This is a genomic window from Caulobacter radicis, from assembly GCF_003094615.1.
GTDB lineage: Bacteria > Pseudomonadota > Alphaproteobacteria > Caulobacterales > Caulobacteraceae > Caulobacter > Caulobacter radicis.
In genome coordinates this window covers 342948-359368 of record NZ_QDKO01000009.1, presented here as the reverse complement: position 1 = coordinate 359368, position 16421 = coordinate 342948, and the positions used below count along the sequence as shown (strand labels likewise).

The following is a 16421-nucleotide window of genomic DNA, read 5'->3' as shown; positions in this document are numbered from 1 at the left end:
CCCATGGCCGCTCCCCCGCGTGCTCCCGGCCCGCTGCACAGCGAGCTGCGCCCCGGCGTGTTTCTGGCCTCGGCCACGATGATCGCCGCCTGCGCCCTGCTCTTCTTCGCCCTGCCCAGCCGCTACGCCGCGCCGGCCGCCTTCCTGCTGTTCGTGCCGGCGGTGCTGGTCAGCGCCGCGCTCGGCGGCCTGGTGCCCGGCCTGATCTCGACGGTCGCGGCCTCGGCCATCGTCTGGCTCCTGACCTTCTCGCCGCATCCGGACCAGGCGACGGCGGTGTCGAGCATCGTGTTCCTGATGATCGGGGTGGGCATGTCGATCGGCGGCGGCTGGTTCCACGCCGCCCGCCGCCGCACCGTGGCCATGACCAGCCACCTGCGCTCCATCCTCGACACCGTGCCCGACGCGGTGGTTGTCATCGATCCGCGCGGGATCATGACCTCGTTCAGCCCGGCCGCCGAGCGGCTGTTCGGCTGGAGCGCCGCCGAGACGGTGGGCCGGAACGTCAGCATGCTGATGCCCGAGCCGCACCAGACCGCCCATGACGACTATCTGGCGCGCTACGAACAGACCGGCGAGAAGCGGGTGATCGGCGTCGGCCGCGTCGTCACCGGCCTGCGCCGCGACGGCACCACCTTCCCCATGGAGCTGGCCGTCGGCGAGACCAAGGGCCCGACCCGCGCCTATACCGGCTTCATCCGCGACCTGACCGAGCGCCACGCCACCGAGGCCCGCCTGCAGGAGTTGCAGGGCGAGCTGGTCCACGTCTCGCGCCTGACGGCCATGGGCGAGATGGCCACCACCCTGGCCCACGAGCTGAACCAGCCGCTGTCGGCCATCGCCAACCTGCTGACCGGCTCGCGCCGGCTGATGGATCGCGGCCGCCCCGAGGACCAGGCCAAGGTGCGCGACGCCATCGACCGCGCCTCCGACCAGGCTTTGCGGGCCGGCGACGTGATCCACCGCATGCGCGAGTTCGTGCGACGCGGCGCCACCGAGCGCGACGTCGAGAGCCTGTCGGAACTGGTCGACGACGCCCGCGCCCTGGCCCTGATCGGGGTTCGCGAGGGTCAGGCCGAGGTTCGCATCGCCCTGGACGAGGCCTGCGACGCCGTCTTCGCCGACCGGGTGCAGATCCAGCAGGTGCTGGTCAACCTGATCCGCAACGCCCTCGAGGCCATGGACGGCCAGGCTGTGCGACGCCTCACCGTCGCCAGCCGCCGGCTGGAGGACGGCACGGTCGAGGTGTCGGTGGCCGACACTGGCGCCGGGGTTGACGACGAGTTCCGCGAGCGCCTGTTCCAGCCGTTCATGACCACCAAGGCCGAGGGCATGGGCGTGGGCCTGTCGATCTCGCGCTCGATCATCGAGGCGCACGGCGGACGCATCTGGGCCGACGCCAATCCCGGCGGCGGCACGGTGTTCCGCTTCACCCTGCCGCCCGGCCCCGCCCCGTCCAAGACCCGCACGCCTGCAGCCGACCAGGAGACGATTTGATGAGCGACGCCGTTGTGCACGTGGTCGACGACGACGCCGACGCCCGCGACTCGCTGGCCTTCCTGCTGGAGACGGCCGACTTCCGCGTGCGCACCTACGCCAGCGCCCTGGCCTTCCTGTCGGAGCTCTCCGAGGTCGAGCCCGGCTGCGTGATCACCGACGTGCGCATGCCCGGCATGACCGGCCAGGAGCTGGTGCGCCGCCTGAAGGCCGAGGGCTCGGCCCTGCCGGTCGTGATGATCACCGGCCACGGCGACATCCCGATGGCCGTCGAGGCCATGCGCGACGGCGTCGTCGACTTCATCGAAAAGCCGTTCTCCGAAGCACGCATCCTGGCGGCCCTCCAGCGCGCCCTGGCCGCCGCGCCCCAGCCCACGGTCAGCGACGACCAGGCCCAGGTGCTGGCGCGGATGGAGACCCTGTCGGAGCGCGAGCGCCAGGTGCTGGACGGCGTCGTCGCCGGCCACCCCAACAAGATCATCGCCCGCGACCTGGGCATCAGCCCGCGCACGGTCGAGATCTACCGCGCCAAGCTGATGAGCAAGATGCACGCCGACAATCTGGCCGCCCTGGTGCGCATGACGCTGTCGGTGCGGAACTGAAAATCCTCTCCCTGAAGGGGGAGGTGTCGGCGAAGCCGACGGAGGGGGATGTGACTACCCGCCTGTAGGGCGTCCCGGGCCTCGGGAGGGACTTCCCCCTCCGGCCCTTCGCCCTCTCCCTCAGGGAGAGGGTCTGGATTACGCCCCCACCGCCTTCTTCACCTGCACGCTCAGGGCGTCAGTGATCAGCGGCTTGTGGGCGACCCCGGCCCACAGGGCGTCGGTGACGGTCAGGTCGACAGGGCCTTCGGCCACCAGCACGGCGGGCGTGCGCACGCCCTTGCCGCGCAGCGAGGCCAGGGCCAGCAGGTCGACGTCCAGCACCAGGCAGTCGGCGGCGATCAGTTCGGCCAGCGGAACCTCGGCCACGCCGGCGAAGGCGCGCGGCCAGTAGCCCTCGGTCTCCAGGGCGAAGGCCAGGGCCTCGCGCAGGGCCTCGTCGGGCTCGACGATGATCACCAGCGGACGGGCGGGCGAAGGGGCGCACATGGCGCCAGTCAAGCCGGTGTCGGTCCAGCGCGCCTTGATCCGGCGCAAATCGAGCAGGTCGGCGATCATGCGATCGTCAGGGTCATCCAGACCGACGCCTTCTCGCCCGGGGCCAGGGCGACGATCCCGGTGTCGCCTTCACCGAACGGGTCGGGACGGCTGGAGGTCGGCTCGACGCAGACGAAGTCGGCGCCCGGCGGCGAGTAGACGTGGGCCCAGCGGCAGTTGTCCGAGGCCTCGATGATCGTCGAGGTCCCTTCCGGGGCCGACAGCACGGCCTTGCCGCCGAACCCCGTCCAGCAGTTGTCGATCAGGCTGTCGGTCGCGGTCGGCGCGCCCACGGTCCAGTCGCGCATCCAGGGGCCCTGGTGATGAGCGGTCGGCAGCACGTCGGCGTCGACCATCCAGACGCCGTCGACGTCCATCCTCAGGGCCTCGCCCGGGCGGGCGGCGAAATAGGGGTGCAGGCCAAGGCCGGCCGGCATGGTGTCGGTCCCGGTGTTGGTCACCGACAACTCGATGCGCAGGCCATCGTCCGACAGCACCAGGATCTGCTCGGCGCGGTAGGCCCAGGGCCAGTCGGACGGGGCGTGGTCGTAGGTCAGTACGGCGCGGGTGTCGGAAAGGCCCGTCACCGTCCAGGCCGCGCGCCAGCCCTGGCCGTGCAGCGGATGCGGATGGCCGCCGAGGTTCGGGGCCAGCGCGATGTCACGGCCCTGGAAGGCGAAGCGGCCGTTCGGAATGCGGTTGCAGAACGGCACCAGCGGAAAACAGCCGACGTTCAGGGCGTCGGTCGCGCCTTCCGGCGTCGGGCGCAGAACGTCGCGGCCGTCGAACACGAAGCGACCGATCGAACCGCCCACCTCGGGCAGCAGTTCGACGCGGGCGCGGGCGGTCGCCAGGACGGGACGGGTCATGCGGAACTCCTGGTAGCGCTAACGCGCGCTACGTCGCGCGTCGTATGCCAGCTTGGCCCCACAGGGGCAATGAACATCGCCGTCAATAGCCGGCGTAGCGACCCGGCTTGTGGTTGGCGATGATGACGACGCTCAGCGCCACCGCCGACAGGATCGACAGCAGCAGCTTGTCGAGGCTGACGACCATGAAGGCCGCGCCCACCACCAGGACGTCGGTGCCCATCTGCACCTTGCCGGCGCTGATCCCGTGCTTTTCCTGCAGCCACAGGCCCAGCACGCCGATGCCGCCGACCGAGGCGCGGTGACGGGCCAGGGCCAGAATGCCCATGCCGATGATTGTGCCGCCGAACACCGCCGCGAAGATCGGATCCACGCCCTTCAGCTTCAGCCAGTACGGCAGGGCCAGGGTCAGGCCGGTCAGGGCCACGTTCACCGCCAGGGTCTTGAACGCGAAGGTCCACCCCAGGGCCCGCTGGGCGAAGATGTAGAACGGCAGGTTCAGGACGAAGAACACCACCCCTACCGGCCAGCCGCCGAGATAGGAGACGATCAGCGCGATCCCGGCGATGCCGCCGGTCACGAGGCCGGCGGTCTTCAGCAGGGTCAGGCCCACGGCGATGAAGCTCGTGCCGATCAGCAGCGCGTGGACGTCTTCGATGAGCGTGTGGCGCGTGGCGGGCATGGGCGGGACGGAGGAGGCGGCGGCGGCGTTCAAGGGCGTCGAATCGTCGTCTGGAGGGATGGGAAACGGCCGCCCGTCCCGATCGCGTTCCCACCCCGTCGCCCCTTTCGCCGCCGATCTCCGGCGGCATGGAACGCTCTTGTCGCGGCGGACGCTTGATAGCGCCCGTGTCTAGCGTCATATATCATCTCAACGCGACGCCCCATGGGCGCCGCGCGAAATCCTCTACAACAATTCCGGAGCCGCCCCTATTCGCCGTCCCATGCAAGCGCCGCCCGTCAAGGATGGACCGCGTATCAACGATGAAATCCGCGTCCCCCGCGTGCTGCTGATCGACCAGAACGGCGAGAAGCAGGGCGAGATGCCGACCGCGTCCGCCATGGAGGCGGCCGAGGAAGCTGGGCTGGACCTGGTGGAAATCGTTCCGAACGCGAACCCGCCTGTCTGCAAGATCCTGGACTATGGCAAGTTCAAGTTCCAGGAACAGAAGAAGAAGAACGAGGCTCGCAAGCGTCAGAAGGTGGTCGAGCTCAAGGAGATCAAACTCCGCCCGAACATCGACATCCACGACTACGAGGTGAAGGCCAAGGCCATGCACCGCTTCTTCGAGGAAGGCGACAAGGTCAAGGTCACCCTGCGCTTCCGCGGTCGTGAAATGGCGCACCCGGAGCTCGGCATGAAGCTGCTGCTCAAGGTCAAGGCCGACTTCGACGAGATCGCCAAGGTCGAATACGAGCCTCGCATGGAAGGCCGCCAGATGATCATGATCCTGGCGCCCCGCTAAGCTCAGGCTCTATGCTGAAGACGCCCCGGTCATGCCGGGGCGTTTTTCGTTTCTGGTTCCGTCCATGCCCCAGTCCGCCCCCAAGCAAGACCCCCTGTCGCTCGACCCGGGCCTGACGCCCAAGGCCTGGCATGGAGCCTTCGCGGCCACCGGCCGGCTGCACGTGCCGGGGATCCTGACGGCCGACTCGGCCGCGCGCCTGCACGCGGCCCTCACCATCGACACGCCGTGGAGCGGCGTGGTCGGTGTCGGAACCAAGCTCTGGAACCTGCCGCTGGACGGCCCCGGCGCCCTGTCGGCGGCCGACGACGCAGCCCTCGACCGCCAGGTAGCCGAGGAGACCCGCGCCGGCTTCGGCTTTCGATTCGACAATTTCCGGGTCAGCGACGAGGTCGAGGCCGGCCGCCGCGAGGGCCGGCTGCTGGAGGCCGCCTACGACTTGATCAACGGCGAGGCCTTCCTCGGCTTCGTGCGCGACCTGACGGGCGATGATCGCCCCGAATACTGCGACTGCCAGGCCACCCGCTATCGCCCCGGCCACTTCCTGACCGAGCACGACGATCACGCCGACGGCAAGAACCGCCTCTATGCCTATGTCCTGAACCTGACGCCGCAATGGCGCAGCGACTGGGGCGGCCTGCTGCTGTTCCTCGACGGCGACGGCCACGTGGCCGAGGGCTACACGCCCAGCTTCAACGCCCTGAACATCTTCCGCGTGCCGCAGAAGCACGCCGTCAGCTACGTCACGCCCCACGCGGCGGCCCCGCGCCTGTCTCTGACCGGCTGGATCCGCACGCGCGGCTGATCAGAGCGCCGCCCGGGCGGCCTTGGGCGGCGTCGGGTGATGCCGCCGCCAGACGCGGCGCAGCTGGCGGGTCGAGGCGAAGCCCGCCCGCTCGGCGACGCTTTCCATGTCCAGCCTGGTCGCCGACAGCATCTCGCTGGCCAGGGCCAGCCGCAGGCGGTTGACGTAGTCGGTCAGGTTCATGCCGGCGTGGGCGTTGAACAGTCGTGATAGGTGGCGCGGACTGGCCGCGGCCAGATCGGCCAGCGCCTCCAGGCTCCAGTCGCGGGCCGGATCGGCGGCGATGGCGTCCTGCACGCGGTGGACGGCGGGATGGACGTGGTTGCGCCCCTCCAGCCACGGCGACAGCTGCGGGTCGGCGGGACCCCGGCGCAGATAGACCACCATCTGGCGGGCGATCGAAACGGCCAGGGCCGGCCCGCGCAGCCGGGCGACCAGATGCAGCATCAGGTCGACGCCCGAGGTGATCCCCGCGCTGGTCAGCCGCTCGCCGTCCTCGACGAACAGGCGGTCCTCCAGCACGCGGGCGCTGGGGGCCAGGCGCGTCAGGTCCTCGATGCAGACATGGTGGGTGGTGCAGGCCTTGCCGGCCAGCAGTCCAGCCCGCGCAGCCAGCAGCGCGCCCGAGCAGATGCAGGCCAGGGTCACGCCCGGTCGCACCACCCGGGCCAGCCAGACGACGATGGCCTCCTCGTCGGCGGCGTCCTGGTCCGTCGGGCCGGAGCCGCCCAGCACTTGGTCGACGTTTCCCGAGACCACGACCATCGCACCGTCGGGCAAGGCGTCGGGCAGCGGCGCCAGGCCGGTCAGGGCCAGGCCGACAGAACTGTCGATCATCGGCCTGGCGGCGACGTAGCGTACGGAAAAGCCCGGCGCGCCGGGCTCCATCGCCGCCCGCCGCAGCACCTCCATCGGCCCGGCCACGTCGAGCAGCAGGGTGCGCGGCGGCAGGACGACATAGACGGGGATGACGGCGGGCGACGGGTCGGTCATGCGGCTTCGAGAGCCTCCTCGACGGTGACGATGCGGGCGAAGCGCTCGTGCAGGACGAGCTCGGTGCGGGCCTTGATCTCGTCGACGGTGAACACCCGGCCGTGGCGGTCGGTCATGTCGAAGGTCAGGGTGGCCTCGGTGACGTAGTCGACGGCGAAGCCCAGGTCCGAGGCGTGGCGGGTGGTGGTCTCGCAGCATTGCTCGGTGCGGATGCCGCTGACGATGACCCGGCCGATGCGGTTCTGGGTCAGCCAGACCAGCAGGCCGGTGCCCACCAGGGCGCTGTGGCTGGGCTTGTGGAAGGTAACGTCGGGCGCCAGCGACAGGCCCTCGACGGTGCGCACGTGACCCGAGGCCAGGCTGAAGATCCCCTCGGCCTCGACGTGCAGGATCTGCACGACCGGCAGGCCTCGCGCCCTGGCGCCGTCGATCAGCGCCTGCTGGCGCTCCAGGTAGGCCCCGGCGATCGCGGGGTCCCACGAGGCGCGCTGGCGGAAGGAATCCTGGGCGTCGACGACGATGAGGGCGGTGGCGGCGGACATTTCTTGCGTCTCCGTGGCTTGGAAGATGGCGCAAGCTAGGCTTCGTGCTCAAGCGGGATAAGCAAGACGACGGACTAAGAACGGACAGAAAAGGACATTCATCGATCGGCCGCTCGGCGCCCCGCCGAGCCTCGAATTCGTAATCGCCGCGCTTCGTCCCCATATGAAGCCGGTGAAGCCCGCCCCGGACTTTGCCTTCGGCAGGAGCTTCGCCCCTTGAGACATCCCTTTCGCGCGCCGGAATACCGCGCGCTCGCCGCCACGGCCCTGGAGGCCGCCGGCGCAAGTTCGCTGCCGCACGTCCAGGCCAAGCACGAGCAGGCCGCCCGCACGTGGAGCGAACTGGCCGACGCCGAGGACGCCCGCATGGCGGCCCGGCCCCAAACGCCGCCGTCAGGCGTTTAGGGACGCCGCCCTAACACTGCCCTCCTTCGGAACCCGCGCCATGCGTCTCTCGATCGACTGTCGCCTGCGCTACGACGTGCGGGCGCCCACGAGCTTCATCCTGGCGATCCAGGCCGCCGACGGCGCCGAGCAGACGGTCGACGACGAGACCATCCTGCTGCCCCCGGGGATCACGGCGGACTTCTTCGTCGACGCCTTCGCCGGCAATCGCTTCATCCGGTTCCTGGCCCAGCCCGGACCGCTCGACATAGGCTATGTCGCCGAGGTCGAGCGGCGCTCGGTCGTCGACCAGCGCGACTTCATCGGCGGCGAGGTGGTCAACGACCTGCCGCTGACGGTGCTGCCCTATCTCAATCCCAGCCGCTACTGCCCGTCCGATCGCCTGACCGCCTTCGCGCGCCAGACCTTCGGGGCCCGCCCCCAGGGCCTGGGCCAGGCGCAGGCGATCACCGACTGGATCGCCGCCGCCATCACCTACGAGGCCGGGACCAGCAGCGGCGCCACCAGCGCCCTCGACACCCTGGTCGATCGCGTCGGCGTGTGCCGCGACTTCGCCCACCTGGGCGTGGCCCTGTGCCGGGCGCTCGACATGCCCGCGCGCTTCGTCTCCTGCTACGCGCTGGACCTGCGGCCGCCCGACTTCCACGCGGTATTTCAGGTCTATCTCGGCGGCGCCTGGCGCACCTTCGACCCAACCCGCCGCGCGCCGCTGGCCGGCCTCGTCCCCATCGGCTTTGGCCGCGACGCCGCCGACGTGGCCTTTGCGGCGACCTTCGGCGACGCCCGCTTCGAGGCCAAGTCCATCGCCGTCCGCCGGCTGGAAACATCCTCCGCACCCGGAAACTGAAATTTCAGTCGCTTTTTCGGGCCATCGGGCGTAGAGGAGCCGCCTCGAAGGTTCCCGTCATGTCCATGTCCGCCGCTCCGGCCGCCCCGCCGGCGCCCGTCCACAGTTCCCGCGCCCTCTACGTCCTGCTGCTGGTGGTGTTCATCAACCTGGTCGGTTTCGGCCTGGTGATCCCGCTGCTGCCCTTCTACGCCAAGGCGCTGAACGCCAGCCCCTGGCAGGTGACGGCGCTGTTCTCGGCCTATTCGCTGGGCCAGTTCCTGGCCGAGCCGTTCTGGGGACGCCTGTCCGACCGCATCGGCCGCCGGCCGGTGCTGATCGTCACCATCCTGGCCAACACCGCCTCGTACGTGGCCCTGGCCTTCGCGCCGACCATCGCGGCGGCCTTCGTCATCCGCTTCCTCAGCGGCGCGGCCAGCGGCAACATCTCGACGATCCAGGGCTACATGGCCGACGTCACCCCGCCCGAGAAGCGGGCCGCGCGCATGGGCCTGCTGGGCAGCGCCTTCGGGGCCGGCTTCGTGGTCGGCCCGGCGCTGGGCGGCCTGCTGGCGCACCCCGACGCCGGGCGACTGGGCTTTCAGCTGCCGCTGCTGGTGGCGGCGGGCCTGGCCGCCACGGCCGCCCTGGGCGTCTTCCTGTTCGTGGTCGAGAGCCGCGCGCCCCGCAAGGACGCCCCGCCCCCGCCGCCCCGGCGCGAGGCCATGAAGGCCGCGTTCGCCCATCCGGTGCTGTCGCGGGTGCTGATGGTCACCTTCGTCTCCACCGCCGCCTTCTCGGGCATGGAGGCGACCTTCGGCCTGTGGAGCCAGGCGCGATTCGACTGGACGCCCCAGCAGGTGGGCCTGTGCTTCGCCGTCATCGGCGTGGTGGCCTCGCTGGGCCAGGGCGTGCTGACCGGACGCCTGGCCCGCCGCTTCGGCGAGCCCAAGGTGCTGACCGCCGGCCTTTCGATCATCTGCGTGTCGATGGCCATGACGCCCTTCGTGCCGAGCGCCGCATACGTGCCGCTGTTCGTGGGCTTCACCGCCTTCGGCCAGTCGCTGGTGTTCCCGTGCATCGCGGCGCTGATCTCGCGCGCCACCCCGCCCGACCAGCAGGGCGCGATGCTGGGCCTCAACATGGCCAGCGGCTCCCTGGCCCGGATGAGCGGCCCGATGCTGGCCGGCCCTCTGTTCGGCCTGGCCACCGGCGCGCCCTACTGGGTCGGCGCCCTGCTGACGGTCCCGGCCGTCGTGCTGGCCGTGACGGTGGGACGCCGCGCCAAGGCCGCGCCCTGAAAGGCGGGCCCGGGACTTAAGAGTCCGTCGGGCCTTGCTTTTCTCCCGGGGCTCCAGTATTCACCCCGCCTTTCCGGAACCGCCTGGCCAATTTGGCATGCCATGGCGGTTCGTCTCGCTATCCAGAGGACGGGGCCGTTAAACGCTCCGACGCGAAATGCCTAAGTTGAAGACGAAGTCGGGCGCCAAAAAGCGCTTCAAGATCACCGCCACGGGCAAGCTGAAGGCCGGCGTCGCCGGCAAGCGCCACCGCCTGATCGGCCACAACGGCAAGTACATCCGCCAAAACCGCGGCACGAAGGTGATGAGCGAGGCTGACGCCAAGATCATCCGTACGTACCTGCCCTACGGCCTGTAAGAGGAGCGCTGACACATGGCTCGCGTTAAACGTGGCGTCACCGCCCACGCCAAGCACAAGAAGGTTCTGGAGCAGGCCAAGGGCTTCTATGGCCGCCGCAAGAACACCATCCGTACGGCCAAGGCCGCGGTCGACAAGGCCGGCCAGTACGCCTACCGCGACCGCAAGGTGCGCAAGCGCGCCTTCCGTTCGCTGTGGATCCAGCGCATCAACGCCGGCGCCCGCACCGAAGGCTTCACCTACTCGCAATTCATCCACGGCCTGGACGTGGCGGGTATCGTGATCGACCGTAAGGTCCTGGCGGACATCGCCGGCAACGACGCCGTTGCGTTCAAGGCCATCGCCGACAAGGTCCGCGCTGCCCTGGCCTAAGGACATCTGAGCCTCACCGCTCACCTATCCTTTGAAAAGCCCTCCGGCGCGAGCCGGAGGGCTTTTTGCTGTGCGTTATCCGGTTCCACCAAGCGTCAAAACCGCCTAGACGGATGCCCGTCATGACCGATCTCAACACCCTCGAATCCGACGTCCTGGCCCAGGTGGCCGCCGCCGGCGATCTGCAAGCGCTCGACGCCGTCCGCGTGGCGGCCGTAGGCAAGACCGGCTCGATCTCGGGCCTGCTCAAGACCCTGGGCGCGATGAGCCCCGACGAGCGCAAGGAACGCGGCGCGGCGATCAACGCCCTGCGCGACCGCGTGCAGTCGGCCATCACCGAGAAGAAGGCCTCGCTGGAAGCCGCCGAGCTCGACGCGCGCCTCGCCCGCGAGACCCTCGATCTCACCCTGCCCGGCCCCTATCGCCGCAAGGGCTCCGTCCACCCGACCATGCAGGTCATGGACGAGATGGTCTCGATCTTCGCCGACATGGGCTTCGCCGTCGCCGAAGGTCCGGACATCGAGGACGATTTCCACAACTTCACGGCCCTGAACTTCCCCGAGAAGCACCCGGCCCGCGAAATGCACGACACCTTCTTCTTCGAACCGAAGGAGACGGGCGAACGCATGCTGCTGCGCACGCACACCAGCCCCGTGCAGGTGCGCACCATGGTCTCGCAGAAGCCGCCGATCCGCATCATCGCGCCGGGCCGCACCTATCGCTGCGACAGCGACGCCACCCACACGCCGATGTTCCACCAGGTCGAGGGCCTGGTGATCGACAAGGGCATCCACATGGGCCACCTGAAGTGGACCCTGGAGACCTTCATCGCCCGGTTCTTCGAGACCGACGCGGTGACGACGCAGTTCCGCCCGCACCACTTCCCGTTCACCGAGCCGTCGGCCGAGATGGACGTGCAGTGCGACCGCTCGGGCGGCGAAATCAAGATCGGCCAGGGCTCGAGCTGGCTCGAGATCCTGGGCTGCGGCATGGTCCACCCGAACGTGCTGCGCGCCTGCGGCATCGATCCGGACGAGTACCAGGGCTTCGCCTTCGGCATGGGCGTCGATCGCCTGGGGATGCTGAAGTACGGCATGCCTGACCTGCGCGACATGTTCGCGTCGGACAGCCGCTGGCTGGCCCACTACGGCTTCTCGGGCTTCGCCGCGCCGAACCCGGCTTCGGGGCTGTCGTGATGAACGCCCCGCGTCCGACCATCGACGGTTCGGCCAAGGTCTTCGAGAACCTGGAGATCTCGCTGATCGACCTGTTCCGCGCCCAGCTTCAGGGCGGCGTGAACATGGTCAGCGGCCGCACCTTCAAGAACTGCCGCCTGCACGGGCCGGTGGTGATGCTGGCGCTCGAAGGCGTGACCTTCGACTCGACCAACTTCGGCTTCCACGGCGGAGACATCGCCAACCTCGTGCTGCGCCCCGCCGGTGAAAAGGTCATCGGCGCCCTACCTTTCAAGGATTGCGCCTTCATCGGCTGCCAGTTCTTCGCGGTCGGCTTCACCGGCCCCGAGACCTTCCTGCAGCAGATCCTGGCGTTGGAAACCACGCAATGAAGTTCACCCTTTCCTGGCTCAAGGATCACCTCGACACCGAAGCGACCGCCGCGCAGGTGGTCGCCGCCATGACCATGGCCGGTCTCGAGGTCGAGCATGTCACCGACCCGGCCGCCAAGCTGGCCGCCTTCAGCGTCGCCAAGATCGTCGAGGCCGTCCAGCACCCGAACGCCGACCGCCTGCGCGTCTGCCAGGTCGACACGATCGACGGCCGCAAGGAAATCGTCTGCGGCGCGCCCAACGCCCGCGTCGGCCTGACCACCATCTACGCCCCGATCGGCGCCTATGTGCCGGGCCTTGGCGTCACCCTGGTCGAGAAGCCGGTGCGCGGCGTCGTCTCCAACGGCATGCTGTGCTCGGGTTCGGAACTGGAAGCCGACGACGGGTCCGAGGGCATCCTGGAACTGTCCAGCGACCTGGCCGTCGGCACGCCCGCCGCCGTGGCGCTGGGCCTGGAAGCCGTCATCGACTTCGAAGTCACTCCCAACCGCCCCGACTGGCTGGGCGTCGCCGGCATCGCCCGCGACCTGGCCGCCGCGGGCCTGGGCAAGCTGAAGGACCTGTCGATCGCCCCGGTCCCGGGGACCTTCCCCTGCCCGATCACGGTCGCGGTGGACGGCGAGGCCTGCCCGGTGTTCTCCGGCCGCCTGATCAAGGGCGTCAAGAACGGCCCCTCGCCCAAGTGGCTGCAGGACCGCCTGAAGGCCATCGGCATCAATCCGAAGTCGGCCCTGGTCGACATCACCAACTACGTCTCCTACGACCGCGCCCGGCCGCTGCACGTCTACGACGCGGCCCTGCTGTCGGGATCGAAGATCGTGGCGCGCTTCGGCCATCACGGCGTCCATGGCGACGAGCACCTGATCGCGCTCGACGGCAAGACCTACGAGCTGACCCCGGCCATGAGCGTCATCGCCGACGCCGAAGGCGAACGTCCGATCGGCATCGGCGGCGTCATGGGCGGCGAAAGCACCGGCTGCTCGGAAGCCACCGTCGACGTGTTCCTGGAAAGCGCCTGGTTCGAGCCGATCCGCATCGCCCAGACCGGCCGCGACACCGGCATCAACAGCGACGCCCAGTACCGCTTCGCCCGCACGGTCGACACCGGCTCGGTCGTTCCCGGCCTGGAGCTGGGCACGAAGCTGATCCTTGAGCTGTGCGGCGGCGAGGCCTCCGACGTGTTCGTGGCCGGCGAGGCGCCGGCCGCGCCCGGTCCGATCCTGTTCGACCCGGCCTATGTGCAGGGCCTGTCGGGCCTGGACATCGCGCCCGAGAAGAGCCTGTCGATCCTGCAGGCCCTGGGCTTCAAGATCGAGCCGCCCAAGGACGTGCCGGTCGCCGAGTTCGCCACCCATGTCGAGAGCGTGGTCTGCGTGACGCCGCCGACCTTCCGTCGCGACGTACACGGCAAGGCCGACCTGGTGGAGGAAGTGGCCCGCATCGCCGGCTTCGGCGCCCTGCCGTCCACGCCCCTGCCGGAAGTTCCGCGCGCCGTCGGCGGCGTGCTGACCGCCCGCCAGGCCCGCGCCCGCACCGCCCGTCGCGCCCTGGCCGCGTCGGGCTACGCCGAGGCCGTGACCTGGAGCTTCACCAGCCGCGCCACCGCCCAGCTGTTCGGCGGCGGCGCCGCCGAGCTGGTGCTGGCCAATCCGATCGCCTCGGAACTGGACTGCATGCGCCCCTCGGTGCTGCCCAACCTGATCGAAGCGGCCGGCCGCAACGCCCGACACGGCTTCGCCGACGTCGCCCTGTTCGAGGTCGGCCCGGTGTTCCTGAGCGACGGTCCCAAGGACCAGCGCACGGTGGTGGCCGGCATCCTGGCCCCGCGCCCGCCGCGCGCCTGGGACAAGCGCGCCGCCGAGGACGTGTTCACGATCAAAACGGATCTGATGAACCTGCTGGAGGAGATCGGCGCGCCGGTGGCCTCGCTGCAGACCGCGCAGGGTTCGGCTTCGCCCTGGTGGCACCCGGGCCGTTCGGCCCGCCTGCAGCTGGGCCCCAAGGCCGTCGTCGCCGAGTTCGGCGAACTGCACCCCGCGGTGCTGAAGGCGCTGGACGTCGCAGGCCCGGTCTACGGCTTCGAGATCGTCCTGGAGGCGATCCCCGAGCCGAAGAAGAAGGCCGTCAAGACCAAGGCGGCGTTCACGCCGTCGGCCCTGATGCCGCTGACCCGCGACTTCGCCTTCGTCGCCGACAAGGCCAAGGCGGCCGGCGATCTGGTCAAGGCCGCGGCCGGCGCCGACAAGGCCTTGATCGCCTCGGCCCGCGTCTTCGACGTCTACGAGGGTCCCGGCGTGCCGGAAGGCTCCAAGTCGGTGGCGATCGAGGTGCTGGTCCAGCCGCGCGACGCCACCCTGACCGACGCCGAGATCGAGGCCCTGTCGGCCAAGGTCGTCGCCGCCGTCGAGAAAGCGGGCGGCAAGCTTCGGGCTTGAGCTTGAACCTACAAGCTTGAACGCCATGTGAGGGGCGAAGGTGATGCTGCGCTGCATCCACCTTCGCCCCTTTCGCGTTTCAGGCCCCATGAGCGACGACCTCTTCAGCCACAACCCCGCCAAGAGCCGCTACGAACTGGAAGTCGACGGCCTGATCGCCTTCGCCGACTACCAGCGCAGCGGCCATCGCCTGGTCATCCCGCATGTGGAGGCCGATCCCGCCCTGCGCGGCACTGGCGCCGCCGGCCGCCTGATGACCAAGGTCGCCGAGGTGGCCCGGGCCGAGGGCATGCGGATCACGCCACTGTGCTCCTACGCCGCGGCCTGGCTGCGGCGGAACGACCCCGAACTGATCGCCTGAGCGGCCTCGCCAGGCGGATAGTTTCGGATCGCCGTCCAAACTGGCGCCTCGTGAACGTTTGCAACGCAGCAAAGCCTTGTCGAGCGTGCGGCTACTCGTGCTAGAACTTTCGTGACGGTCCAGCGCGCCCTGCCGGGAGCCTGCGCGACCGTGAGCGAAGGCTTGGATTTTCATGGTTGATATCAAGACGGTCGGCGTGATCGGCGCTGGCCAGATGGGTTCGGGCATCGCCCATGTCTGCGCGCTGGGCGGCTACGACGTCCGCCTGCACGACGTCTCGCGCGAGCGTATCGACGCCGGCATCGCGCTGATCGGCAAGAACCTCGCCCGCCAGGTCAGCCGCAACATCATCGACCAGGCCGCGGCCGACGCCGCCCTGGCGCGCATCTCCGCCGCCGAGAACGTCGAGGCCATCGGCCAGACCGACCTGGCCATCGAGGCCGCCACCGAGAACGAAGAGGTCAAGAAGGCCATCTTCCGCAGCCTGCAGCCGCACCTCAAGCCCGACACCCTGCTGGCTTCCAACACCTCGTCGATCTCGATCACCCGCCTGGCCTCGACCACCGACCGACCCGAGCGGTTCATCGGCCTGCACTTCATGAACCCCGTGCCGCTGATGAAGCTCGTCGAGATCATCCGCGGCATCGCCACCGACGTGCCGACCTACGAGACGGCCGTGGCCTTCGCCAAGTCGCTGGGCAAGATCACCAGCAACGCCGAAGACTTCCCCGCATTCATCGTCAACCGCGTCCTGGTGCCGATGATCAACGAGGCGATCTACACGCTGTACGAAGGCGTCGGCACGGTCGACGCCATCGACACCGCCATGAAGCTGGGCGCCAACCATCCGATGGGCCCGCTGGAGCTGGGCGATTTCATCGGCCTGGACACCGTGCTGAGCATCATGAACGTGCTCTACGAAGGTCTCGCCGACAGCAAGTACCGCCCCTGCCCGCTGCTGGTGAAGTATGTCGAGGCCGGATGGCTCGGCAAAAAGACCGGCCGCGGCTTCTACGACTATCGCGGCGAGGTCCCGGTCCCGACGCGCTGAGGCGCGTCGGCTACCACAGGATCGGAACGTCGTAGGCACGTACCTCCTCGTCCACAGTGGCCAAGAGGAGGTCGCCCCTCTTCGCCTGCGCGACCAGGATGCGATCCCACGGATCACGATGATGGTCCGGTAATGCGGCCGCGGCAGCGCAATCACCCGGTAAAATCGGCAGCCAGGACAGCCCCTGGTCCTGCACCACCTTTTCAAGATCGACCGGCATGCGTTCGAGGGACGTTCCACGCGCCCTCAGTCGCTTGTAGAGAACCTCGTATATCGACACCGCGCTGACAAAAATCTCGTTGTTCAGGTCGAGCATCGCCCCGGCTACTGCGGGCGAAAGCTTCGCCTGATCAGTCAGGCTCCAGATCAGGACGTGGGTATCGATCAGTAGCCGCATTTCAGCCCCCTAGGTCGAGCTGAAAACTACCAAACAG

The 16421-nt window shown here is 69.2% G+C and carries 20 protein-coding genes; 14 read left to right on the top strand and 6 right to left on the bottom strand.

What is annotated here, in order from left to right; all coding sequences use genetic code 11:
* Positions 1-3 precede the first annotated feature (3 nt).
* Both DDF62_RS04030 and fixJ read left to right on the top strand, forming a co-directional pair.
* The gene (locus tag DDF62_RS04030; RefSeq protein ID WP_116487912.1) at positions 4-1497 is read left to right on the top strand and encodes a PAS domain S-box protein; all 1494 of its coding nucleotides are present in this window, start codon (positions 4-6) and stop codon (positions 1495-1497) included.
* A complete protein-coding gene (gene fixJ, locus DDF62_RS04025) occupies positions 1497-2099 on the top strand; it encodes a response regulator FixJ (protein ID WP_116487911.1) in 603 nt (200 codons plus the stop codon). Before DDF62_RS04030 ends, fixJ begins: the two co-directional genes overlap by 1 nt.
* Positions 2100-2237: 138 nt before the next feature.
* Here fixJ and DDF62_RS04020 read toward each other — a convergent pair whose 3' ends face one another.
* From DDF62_RS04020 to DDF62_RS04010, 3 genes are all read right to left on the bottom strand, one after another.
* Positions 2238-2657 (bottom strand): hypothetical protein, encoded by a 420-nt coding sequence (locus DDF62_RS04020; RefSeq protein ID WP_116487910.1) that lies wholly within the window; start codon positions 2655-2657, stop codon positions 2238-2240.
* Positions 2654-3505, bottom strand: a complete 852-nt coding sequence (locus tag DDF62_RS04015; protein ID WP_116487909.1) for an aldose 1-epimerase — start codon at positions 3503-3505, stop codon at positions 2654-2656. Before DDF62_RS04015 ends, DDF62_RS04020 begins: the two co-directional genes overlap by 4 nt.
* 82 nt (positions 3506-3587) lie before the next feature.
* Positions 3588-4220: a YitT family protein gene (locus DDF62_RS04010; protein ID WP_244286693.1), complete on the bottom strand. Its 633-nt coding sequence runs from the start codon at positions 4218-4220 to the stop codon at positions 3588-3590.
* A gap of 229 nt (positions 4221-4449) precedes the next feature.
* Here DDF62_RS04010 and infC point away from each other — a divergent pair, with 229 nt between their 5' ends.
* Positions 4450-4971, top strand: coding sequence for a translation initiation factor IF-3 (gene infC / locus DDF62_RS04005; protein ID WP_058347699.1), 522 nt, complete (start codon positions 4450-4452; stop codon positions 4969-4971).
* A gap of 64 nt (positions 4972-5035) precedes the next feature.
* Positions 5036-5776, top strand: a complete 741-nt coding sequence (locus DDF62_RS04000) for a 2OG-Fe(II) oxygenase (RefSeq protein WP_165832166.1) — start codon at positions 5036-5038, stop codon at positions 5774-5776.
* Here DDF62_RS04000 and DDF62_RS03995 read toward each other — a convergent pair whose 3' ends face one another.
* Entirely contained in the window at positions 5777-6769 is a 993-nt protein-coding gene (locus tag DDF62_RS03995) for a GlxA family transcriptional regulator (RefSeq protein ID WP_116487907.1), read from the bottom strand.
* Positions 6766-7311, bottom strand: a complete 546-nt coding sequence (locus DDF62_RS03990; RefSeq protein ID WP_116487906.1) for a cysteine hydrolase family protein — start codon at positions 7309-7311, stop codon at positions 6766-6768. The genes DDF62_RS03995 and DDF62_RS03990 overlap by 4 nt, the downstream gene beginning before the upstream one ends.
* Positions 7312-7527: 216 nt before the next feature.
* Between DDF62_RS03990 and DDF62_RS03985 the strand changes: the two genes are divergently transcribed.
* The 10 genes from DDF62_RS03985 (at position 7528) to DDF62_RS03940 (ending at position 15987) form a co-directional block, all read left to right on the top strand.
* Positions 7528-7716 carry a hypothetical protein gene (locus DDF62_RS03985; RefSeq protein ID WP_116487905.1) on the top strand — a complete coding sequence of 63 codons (189 nt, stop codon included), beginning with the start codon at positions 7528-7530 and terminating at the stop codon, positions 7714-7716.
* Between the two features lie 40 nt (positions 7717-7756).
* Positions 7757-8563 carry a transglutaminase-like domain-containing protein gene (locus tag DDF62_RS03980; protein WP_116487904.1) on the top strand — a complete coding sequence of 269 codons (807 nt, stop codon included), beginning with the start codon at positions 7757-7759 and terminating at the stop codon, positions 8561-8563.
* Between the two features lie 59 nt (positions 8564-8622).
* A complete protein-coding gene (locus tag DDF62_RS03975; RefSeq protein WP_208866821.1) occupies positions 8623-9843 on the top strand; it encodes an MFS transporter in 1221 nt (406 codons plus the stop codon).
* A gap of 157 nt (positions 9844-10000) precedes the next feature.
* The gene (gene rpmI / locus DDF62_RS03970) at positions 10001-10201 is read left to right on the top strand and encodes a 50S ribosomal protein L35 (RefSeq protein WP_058347693.1); all 201 of its coding nucleotides are present in this window, start codon (positions 10001-10003) and stop codon (positions 10199-10201) included.
* A gap of 15 nt (positions 10202-10216) precedes the next feature.
* A complete protein-coding gene (gene rplT / locus DDF62_RS03965) occupies positions 10217-10573 on the top strand; it encodes a 50S ribosomal protein L20 (RefSeq protein ID WP_058347692.1) in 357 nt (118 codons plus the stop codon).
* A gap of 122 nt (positions 10574-10695) precedes the next feature.
* Positions 10696-11769 (top strand): phenylalanine--tRNA ligase subunit alpha, encoded by a 1074-nt coding sequence (pheS, locus tag DDF62_RS03960; protein WP_116488203.1) that lies wholly within the window; start codon positions 10696-10698, stop codon positions 11767-11769.
* Entirely contained in the window at positions 11769-12140 is a 372-nt protein-coding gene (locus DDF62_RS03955) for a hypothetical protein (protein WP_101718181.1), read from the top strand. The genes pheS and DDF62_RS03955 overlap by 1 nt, the downstream gene beginning before the upstream one ends.
* The gene (gene pheT, locus DDF62_RS03950) at positions 12137-14575 is read left to right on the top strand and encodes a phenylalanine--tRNA ligase subunit beta (RefSeq protein ID WP_116487903.1); all 2439 of its coding nucleotides are present in this window, start codon (positions 12137-12139) and stop codon (positions 14573-14575) included. The genes DDF62_RS03955 and pheT overlap by 4 nt, the downstream gene beginning before the upstream one ends.
* A gap of 88 nt (positions 14576-14663) precedes the next feature.
* Complete coding sequence (locus tag DDF62_RS03945; RefSeq protein ID WP_101715107.1) at positions 14664-14936, top strand: GNAT family N-acetyltransferase; 273 nt, start codon at positions 14664-14666, stop codon at positions 14934-14936.
* Between the two features lie 172 nt (positions 14937-15108).
* Complete coding sequence (locus DDF62_RS03940) at positions 15109-15987, top strand: 3-hydroxybutyryl-CoA dehydrogenase (protein WP_116487902.1); 879 nt, start codon at positions 15109-15111, stop codon at positions 15985-15987.
* A gap of 10 nt (positions 15988-15997) precedes the next feature.
* Here DDF62_RS03940 and DDF62_RS03935 read toward each other — a convergent pair whose 3' ends face one another.
* Positions 15998-16384 (bottom strand): type II toxin-antitoxin system VapC family toxin, encoded by a 387-nt coding sequence (locus DDF62_RS03935; protein ID WP_116487901.1) that lies wholly within the window; start codon positions 16382-16384, stop codon positions 15998-16000.
* Between the last annotated feature and the right edge of the window lie 37 nt (positions 16385-16421).